The 7,176-nt window shown below is 70.2% G+C and carries 8 protein-coding genes and 2 pseudogenes; 6 read left to right on the top strand and 4 right to left on the bottom strand.

What is annotated here, in order from left to right:
- From HXX10_RS28850 to HXX10_RS28835, 4 genes are all read left to right on the top strand, one after another.
- A partial coding sequence (locus HXX10_RS28850) for a hypothetical protein (RefSeq protein ID WP_296526944.1) occupies window positions 1-314 on the top strand: 314 nt, incomplete at its 5' end.
- A 249-nt stretch (window positions 315-563) separates the two neighbouring features.
- On the top strand, window positions 564-1,790 hold the full coding sequence (gene mnmA, locus HXX10_RS28845) for a tRNA 2-thiouridine(34) synthase MnmA (protein ID WP_296526946.1): 1,227 nt from the start codon (window positions 564-566) through the stop codon (window positions 1,788-1,790).
- A 26-nt stretch (window positions 1,791-1,816) separates the two neighbouring features.
- Window positions 1,817-2,512: a class I SAM-dependent methyltransferase gene (locus tag HXX10_RS28840; protein WP_296526942.1), complete on the top strand. Its 696-nt coding sequence runs from the start codon at window positions 1,817-1,819 to the stop codon at window positions 2,510-2,512.
- Window positions 2,513-2,536: 24 nt separating this feature from the next.
- Window positions 2,537-2,914: a hypothetical protein gene (locus HXX10_RS28835; protein WP_296526940.1), complete on the top strand. Its 378-nt coding sequence runs from the start codon at window positions 2,537-2,539 to the stop codon at window positions 2,912-2,914.
- Window positions 2,915-2,961: 47 nt separating this feature from the next.
- Here HXX10_RS28835 and HXX10_RS29070 read toward each other — a convergent pair.
- The 4 genes and pseudogenes from HXX10_RS29070 to HXX10_RS28820 form a co-directional block, all read right to left on the bottom strand.
- Window positions 2,962-3,162: pseudogene (locus HXX10_RS29070) on the bottom strand (nucleotidyltransferase domain-containing protein); the annotation flags it as partial.
- A 242-nt stretch (window positions 3,163-3,404) separates the two neighbouring features.
- Window positions 3,405-3,887 carry a transcription elongation factor GreA gene (gene greA / locus HXX10_RS28830; protein ID WP_296526938.1) on the bottom strand — a complete coding sequence of 161 codons (483 nt, stop codon included), beginning with the start codon at window positions 3,885-3,887 and terminating at the stop codon, window positions 3,405-3,407.
- Between the two features lie 160 nt (window positions 3,888-4,047).
- Window positions 4,048-4,860 (bottom strand): hypothetical protein, encoded by an 813-nt coding sequence (locus HXX10_RS28825; protein WP_296526936.1) that lies wholly within the window; start codon window positions 4,858-4,860, stop codon window positions 4,048-4,050.
- A gap of 171 nt (window positions 4,861-5,031) precedes the next feature.
- Window positions 5,032-5,790 carry an MBL fold metallo-hydrolase gene (locus HXX10_RS28820; protein WP_296526934.1) on the bottom strand — a complete coding sequence of 253 codons (759 nt, stop codon included), beginning with the start codon at window positions 5,788-5,790 and terminating at the stop codon, window positions 5,032-5,034.
- A gap of 149 nt (window positions 5,791-5,939) precedes the next feature.
- Between HXX10_RS28820 and HXX10_RS28815 the strand changes: the two genes are divergently transcribed.
- Both HXX10_RS28815 and HXX10_RS28810 read left to right on the top strand, forming a co-directional pair.
- On the top strand, window positions 5,940-6,512 hold the full coding sequence (locus tag HXX10_RS28815) for a TetR/AcrR family transcriptional regulator (RefSeq protein ID WP_296526933.1): 573 nt from the start codon (window positions 5,940-5,942) through the stop codon (window positions 6,510-6,512).
- A 249-nt stretch (window positions 6,513-6,761) separates the two neighbouring features.
- Window positions 6,762-7,127, top strand: a pseudogene (locus HXX10_RS28810) (DUF6496 domain-containing protein); the annotation flags it as partial.
- Between the last annotated feature and the right edge of the window lie 49 nt (window positions 7,128-7,176).

The following is a 7,176-nucleotide window of genomic DNA, read 5'->3' as shown; positions in this document are numbered from 1 at the left end:
GGTCGGTCGAGGCGGTCTGGCTGGTGTCGGTGGTCCGGGTCGTGCTCGGATCGGTCGTCCGCTGGCGCGTCTGGGCGTCCTGGGTCGCCGCGGCGGAGTCATGCGCGTCGTCGATCAGGCTGGCGAAGTCGGTCGTGGACGAGGCGGTGCGCGTCGCCGAACGGGCGGCGGATTGGACCGCATGGGCGGCGGCAGCGAAGGCGCTCGACTCGGTGGTGATGGTGGGCACGCGGATCGACCTTTTCGACAGGTTCGGCGAACACTCTTTCGCGGATCGATTTGCAAGCCTTGGGCCATCACAAAAATCGATATGAAACAATGCGATAACGGGTTGCCCCGGCGGCCCTCCGGGCGCGGTCGGGAATCCCTTGCTGGCGTCCCGGCAAGTTCTGCCGGTCTTTTCCGGCGGATGCGGGCGCCCCGCCGCCGCAAGGCGCCGCAAGGCGCCGCATGGCGCCGCTGGCGGCAGGCCGCCCGGCTCCCTATAGTAATGTCGACAAGAGCCGCGACGGCGGGCCAGCCGTGCGGGGCCAGGTGAGGAGCGCGGCGGTGCCGCGGCGATGATGCGGAGCAATCTCGATCTCGATACGCGGCCGGCCGACACCCGCGTGGTGGTCGCCATGTCGGGCGGGGTCGATTCCTCCGTGACGGCCGCGCTCTTGAAGGCCGACGGCTACGACGTCGTCGGCGTGACGCTGCAGCTCTACGACCACGGCGCCGCGACGCATCGGCTGGGGGCTTGTTGTGCCGGCCAGGACATCCACGACGCCCGCCGGGTCGCCGAGCAGATCGGCATCCCTCATTATGTCCTGGACTACGAGAGCCGCTTCAAGGAAGCCGTGATCGACCGCTTCGCCGAGAGCTACGTCTCGGGCGAGACGCCGGTGCCCTGTGTCGACTGCAACCAGTCGATCAAGTTCCGCGATCTCCTGACCACGGCCCGCGAGCTCGGCGCCCGCGTGCTGGCGACCGGTCACTACGTCGCGTCGCGCGACATGCCGGACGGCGGCCGCGCCCTCTTCAGGGCCCGCGAGGAGGAGCGCGACCAGAGCTATTTCCTGTTCGCGACGACGCGCGACCAGCTCGACGTGCTGCGTTTCCCGCTCGGTGAGCGCACCAAGGCCGAGACCCGCGAGCTGGCGCGGCAGTTCGGCCTGAAAATCGCCGACAAGCACGACAGCCAGGACATCTGCTTCGTGCCGACCGGCCGCTACACCGAGGTGATCGAGCGGCTGATGCCGGGCGCCGCCGAGCCGGGCGAGATCGTCGATCTCGCCGGCCGGGTGCTCGGCCGGCACCAGGGCATCATCCGCTTCACGGTCGGCCAGCGCCGCGGGCTGGGCATCGCGGCCGGCGAGCCGCTGTTCGTGGTGCGGCTCGATGCGGCGTCGAGGCGCGTCGTCGTCGGCCCGCGCGAGGCGCTGAAGACCATGCGGATGCGGCTGCGCGACGTGAACTGGATCGGCGAGGGCACGCTCGACGAGGCGTTGGCGGCGGCGCATGCGCCCGGCCGGCTCGAGGTGTTCGTCAAGGTGCGCTCGACCCGCCGGCCGCAGCCGGCCTGGATTTTTCGCGCCGGGGACGAGATCGAGGTGGAGCTGGTCGACGGCGAGGAGGGGGTCGCTCCCGGGCAGGCTTGCGTGCTCTACGACGCGCTGGCCGGCCAGGCGCGGGTCCTCGGCGGCGGCTTCATCCGCAATGCGGCGTCGGCGGCCGAGACGGTGGTGCCGCCGCGGGCGGACGCACGGATCGAGCGGCACGGGGCCGAGGCGGTTTTCGTGCGACGCTGAGACATTTTCAATTCGGGGGCATTGCCATGGGGGACGATTTTCGCCGCGACGGTCTCGACGGTCTGGACCGCGACAAGGTCGCGAAAGCCTATGCGCGCTGGGCGCCGGTCTACGACCTGGTATTCGGCACGGTGTTCGAGCGCGGCCGCAAGGCGGCGATCGCGGCCGTGGAGGCGACCGGCGGCGGCCGCATCCTCGAGGTCGGCGTCGGCACCGGCATCTCGCTGCCCGACTACAAGCGCACCAACCGGCTGTTCGGCGTCGACATCTCCGAGCCGATGCTGCGCAAGGCGCAGGAGCGCGTCGTCGCCCAAAAGCTCGACAATGTCGAAGTGCTGTCGGTGATGGACGCGACCAAGCTCGCCTTTCCGGACGGCTGGTTCGACGTCGTGGTGGCGCAATACGTCATCACGGCGGTGCCGAACCCGGAGGGCACGCTCGACGAATTCTTGCGCGTGGTGAAGCCGGGCGGCGAGATCATCCTGGTCAACCACATCGGGGCGGAGAGCGGCCCGCGGAAAATTTTTGAAACGGCCTTCGCGCCGCTGGCGCGAAAACTCGGCTGGCGGCCGGAGTTCCCGTGGGACCGCCTGCGCCACTGGGTCGAGCGCGCCCGCGGCGTGCATTTCATCGAGCGCCGCCCGATGCCGCCGCTCGGCCACTTCTCGCTGATCCGCTTCGGCAAGGACGCCGCAGCGCCGCAGATGCAGGCGGCGCAGTAGGCGGGTCTGCGACGGGATCGGGGCGTGTACGACGACACCGATGCGGCGGCCGACGGGCCGGACGATGCGGCGGTCGAGATCGCACGCCTCGAGGACCAGATCGAGCGGCTGGCCGACACGGCCGAGGGGTGCCGAAAGTACATGCTCGCCGCCAAGGTGGCGATCGGAGCGGGGCTTCCGATCCTGCTCGGGTCGTTTTTCGGGCTGTTCGGCGGAAACGCCGTGCTGTTCCTCGGCGCGCTGGCGGCGACCATCGGCGGGATCGTCGTCCTCGGCTCCAACGCCACGACGCACCGGCAGACGATCGCCGCGGTCGCCGCCGCCGAGACCCGCCGCGACGCCCTGATCGACGGCATGGCTCTGCGCCTGGTGTCGCGCCCGGGCGCCGACGGCGGGGGCTGATCGCGGGTCTGCGAGGTTCCTATCTCGCGGTCACGGACGGCGTGCTTGGCCTCGCGCTCGACCAGATCGACCGGGCGGCCGAGCAGGGCTTCCCGCGCGTCTTTGACGTCGGCGAAGGCGGCGAGGTCGTTGCGTAGCTCGGGCAGAAAGCTCACCAGCAGATCGACGTGGCTGCGGGCCGGATCGAAGCCGGCTCCTCGCGCCGCCGAGCCGAACACCTCCAGGCGCGCGATCCCTAGCAGCGGCAAAAGGCGGCCAGTTCGGTCTGCTTCTCGGCGAGGGTCGCGTGCATGTGGTATCGGATGGGCGTTTTGGTGTGGCGCCAATCCTTATACTGCACGGCCGATCGAGCGGGGCTCGGCCTCACCTCCGCGCGTGGGAGGAGGGAGCCCGTAGGGCGGATCAGCCGGAGGCGTGATCCGCCGATCGCGCCGTGACGCCGAGGGCGGCGGATCACTCTTCGCTGATCCGCCCTACGGCCCCAAGCCGGCTACGCGATGCCCAAAATCTCCAGCTCGTGATCGCCGGAGCCGACGACATCCCCGACGGCTTTGCGCATCAGCAGCCGGGCCACCGGGGAGACAAACGAAATCGTTCCGGCCTTCGGATCCGCCTCGTCCTCTCCGACGATGCGATAGGTTTGTTCGCGGCCGTCGCCGCGCCGGAAGGTCACGGTGCTGCCGAACGCGACGACATCGGCCGAGGTCGGATCGGCGATCACCTGGGCCGTCCGGACGCGGACCGCGAGGTATCGCGCATCGCGCAGCGGACCGGCCTCCTGCCGGCGTCGTTCGTTCACGTCCTCGATCGTCTGCGCCGCCTCGCAGGCCGCGCGGGCTTTCAGGAGCGCAAGCTCCAGCGCCTTCAGCCCGGCCGCGGTGACCAGGTTGGGATGCGGCGAAATCGGCCGGTCGGGAAGCTGCGTCTCCGACGCCGTCTCGGCACTTTCTTCCTTGGTGAAGGCGACGCTCAAGCGAGAACTCCGTGTCGGATCGCATAGCGCCGTCAGCATAAGGATTGCGGCCGGTTACACCAGCGGCCTCCAGCACCGACTCCCCCCGTGACCCCGAGGTGCTCGGCCGAAGTCGTGCCGTCATCACGTCCCACGAGACCTCGTCCGCGCCGTGCGCGCGTCAGTCGCAGCGGACGTAGACGTCGATGCCGGGCTCGTCATCGTCCGGCTGGGGGGTGCCCGAGTCGTCGCGGTGGTCCCAGGTCTTCAGCGTCGCGGTGACCAGCAGCGAGCGGCCATCGACGCGGCGGACCTGCCAGATTTCCAGACTGCGGTAGGAATTCGCCTCGACGAAGCAGCTCATCTCCACCCGGACGGTGGCCTGGCCGTCGGGCGGCGTCGTCTTGGGCGTCTCGATCCGGATGAGGTCGCAGCCGCTCTCCCAGCCCTTCCACGCGGTCGGGTCGACCTGGATGACGCCGCTGGTCAGGCTCAGCCGCGGCGTCGGGCAGGCATTGCCCGTCTTGCCGGCGAGCTTCCAGAAGCCGCGGAACGCTGGCGGAAAGCTCGCGGCCGGGGCGGCCGCGTCGATGTCTCGGGTGCCGGCATATTCGAACGTGAGCGTGTCCGGGCGCGTGCCCTGCGGACGGCAGTCGCGACCGATGCGCGGCGCCTCGCCGCTCAGAACCACCCGGCGGTCGTCGTTGCTCACCGCCCCCGACACCGCATAGGTGAAGCTGCCGCACTTTGGATGGAACATCGTCGCCGTGCCGACGTATCGATTGCCCTCGATGCGCCCCTGGAACAGCACCGCGTCGCGCGCCGCCCCCGCCGCGGCCATTCCGGGGCGGGGCTCGAGATAACGGAAGCTGCGTTCCGCGCCGTCGGCCACGAGGTACATCAGCGATCCGTTGTGGGTCCACACGCTGCGCTCGGCGGCGCCGACTCCGAACGGCAGCAGTGCAAGAATGGCGGCCAGGCCGGCCCGCGTCATCGTCGAACCTCCACGTCGCGATCATTCGGCTCCGGTCGAGTGGCGCGAACGAACGATGCCGGATGCGCCCCTGACCCGGATCACCGAAGCGAGGTTCGGTGATCCGGCTTCTCTCTGCAACCGGCGAGTTGAAGGGCGGCGAAGGCACGCCGCCGTCGCGCTGCGGGCGCGTCAGGCGACCTTGGCGGCCGCATCGGCTCCGAGAGGCCGGCGCGCGAAAAGGCGGCGATCGTAGTCGTCGGCGAGTGCGTGCAGGGCGGCGGCGCCGTCTCCTGAGAAGGACGGACCGTGCATCAGCGCCAGCGTGCGTGGGGCGAGCCGCGACAGGCCGCGGATGGTCGGTCCCATGCCGGGGGCGAGGCTGGAATAGCCGAACAGATCCTCGGCCGTGATGGCCGGGCCGACGATGTCGCCCTCGGTCAGCGCGTCGCCGTCGCCGAGCTGGGTGAACAGGTCGCCGCACATCAGCGTTCCGGTCGTTTCCTCGAACAGGACGCCGGCGTCCCAGCCGTGCGGGGTGTGCGGCGTGTCGAGGTAGCGCACCCGTTTGCCGCCGAGGTCGATCGTCTCGCCGTCGGCGAGCTCGCGCGGCGGTCGGTCGGCCATGTCGGCGAGCGACACCATGCAGCCGGTGTGGCCGTGCGCCAGCGTGGCCTGCGGCGCGACCGCGAGCCACTCGTTCATCGATCCGCACTCGTCGGCCTCGAAATGGCCGAAGGCGATCCAGCGCAGGCGCTCGGGCGGGATCAGCCGCGCCACGGCGGCGCGCACGATCGGAAACATCTTCCGCAGGCCGGTGTGGAACAGCAGCGGCTCGTCGCCGCGCACGAGAAAGTGGTTGAAGGTGAAGCCGGCCGGCGGGGCGATGTCGGGCACGAAGATCGACAGGCGATAGATGCCGTCGGCGATTTCATCGATGCGGGCTTCCATGGCGTCCTCCCGTGAGGTCGGGGGTTCGCGGCCGGACCGGGGCCGCACCGGGTGGTGGACATATTCGACATTCAGTGGCACACACACGTGTAGTGAAATTCGACAGGACGGTCAATTATGGGTGCACGTATGTGTGCAGTCAAAAATCCGTGACCCGGACCTACACGCTCAGGCGGCGGGCCGAGCAGCAGGCGCAGACGCGGCTGCGGATCGTCGAGGCGGCCGTCGCCCTGCACGGCAGCGTCGGCCCGGCGCTGACCACGCTGAGCATGGTGGCCGAGCGCGCCGGCGTTCAGCGCCACACGCTCTATGCCCATTTCCCGGACGAGCGGAGCCTGTATCTGGCCTGCTCCGGATTGACGCTCGAGCGCGATCCGCTGCCCGAGGCCGCGTCCTGGCGCACGATCGAAGATCGGCGCGAGCGGCTGCGCGCCGGCCTGCTCGCGGTCTACGGCTGGTACGAGCGCAACCATGCGCTGGCGGCCTGCGTGCTGCGCGACGCCGAGCATCATGCCCTCACCCGGGAGATCGTCGAGCAGCGGCTCGGTCCGCCCATGGCGGCGTGGCAGGAGGTGCTCGGCACCAGGCTGGGCGCACGGCAGCGGGCAGTGTTGAAGCTGGCGCTCAGCTTCTTCAGTTGGCGGACGCTGGTGTGCGAGAGCGGCCTGAAACCCGCCGCTGCCGTCGACGTCATGGTGCGCGCCGTCTGCGGCGAGACGTGACGGCGCCGGCGTCGCGGTGGTGCAGTCTGCGTTCGGGTGCGGCGCCCGACGGCCGGCATGCCGGCGGGAGCGTGGAGGCGCGCCGTCTCGAACACACTGTATCGAGTCGTTACAGGCGTCGCGGTGCTCCGCCCTGTGGCGCCTGTCACCACGGTGGGTTCCGCAGGAGCGCCGACGGCCCAGCAATCGCCCGAGTGATCGTCCAAGTGGTCGTCCAAGTGATCGTCCAGGCAACCGAAGCCGCAGAAGGACGCGATGGAGCGCGTCATGCACGAGTTCGAGCTTGGCGAGCCGAAGACGCGCGGCGGCCGCACGGTGAGGCGCCGGCGCCAGGCGGTGACGATCGGGCTCGGCGAGGCAGGCGCATCCGGATACCAGAGCAGGGCGGACAGCCGCCGCGTGCCGAAGCGCATCAAGCGCAACAGCTCGCCGCTCGCCTCCGACGGCAGCGGGGTGTTTCAGGGTCGCGCCGCCGTGCTGTTGGAAACGGGCGGCCTTCGAGCCGGCCCCGACCGAGGCGAGGAGCGCGGCCGGGACCGGGGCAGGCCGAGCCGCGTGCGCCCCGCCGATCGGCGACCTTCGCGGGCGCTTGGCAGGCCTGCCGGATCGTCCTAGGGTCCGGACCCATAAAATTGTTGGCAGCGTGAGAGGCTTGTGATTCACG

This window comes from Rhodoplanes sp., assembly GCF_013377085.1.
In the GTDB taxonomy this organism is placed as follows: Bacteria; Pseudomonadota; Alphaproteobacteria; order Rhizobiales; family Xanthobacteraceae; genus Rhodoplanes.
Note: the sequence above shows the minus strand (reverse complement) of the source record. Positions and strands in the feature narration are given on the sequence as shown.

Excerpts from the sequence above, each read along its gene's own strand:
- mnmA (WP_296526946.1), top strand. The coding sequence starts at position 564 with ATGCGGAGCAATCTCGATCTCGATACGCGGCCGGCCGACACCCGCGTG.
- HXX10_RS28840 (WP_296526942.1), top strand. The coding sequence starts at position 1,817 with ATGGGGGACGATTTTCGCCGCGACGGTCTCGACGGTCTGGACCGCGAC.
- HXX10_RS28825 (WP_296526936.1), bottom strand. The coding sequence starts at position 4,860 with ATGACGCGGGCCGGCCTGGCCGCCATTCTTGCACTGCTGCCGTTCGGA.
- HXX10_RS28820 (WP_296526934.1), bottom strand. The coding sequence starts at position 5,790 with ATGGAAGCCCGCATCGATGAAATCGCCGACGGCATCTATCGCCTGTCG.